We start from the raw sequence: 235 nt of genomic DNA, 5'->3' as shown, positions 1-235 counted from the left end.
ATGGGGTTCGGGTCGGACCTGCTCGGCGAGATGCACGCGTTTCAGTCCGGGGAGTTTCGGATTCGGGCGGAGGTGCTTGGGAATTTGGAAGCGCTTAGGTCGGCGACGACGGTGGCAGCGGAGATTGTGAATATGACGGGGGAGCTTGGGGTGGTTGCGGCGGGAGCGATCGCCGACCTCGTCGTGCTGGATGGCAATCCGCTCGACGATATCGGTGTCGTGGCCGATGAAGGCG

At 63.4% G+C, this 235-nt stretch carries 1 protein-coding gene; it reads left to right on the top strand.

The window, feature by feature from the left end; translation table 11 throughout:
- On the top strand, positions 1-235 hold a 235-nt coding region (locus AAEY78_RS15035; RefSeq protein WP_352340309.1), incomplete at both ends, for an amidohydrolase family protein.

The sequence above is a fragment of the Psychrobacter sp. 16-MNA-CIBAN-0192 genome (genome assembly GCF_040309565.1).
Taxonomy (GTDB): Bacteria; Pseudomonadota; Gammaproteobacteria; order Pseudomonadales; family Moraxellaceae; genus Psychrobacter.
The sequence above is the reverse complement of the archived record's forward strand: the minus strand, read 5'-3'. Positions and strand labels throughout refer to the sequence as shown.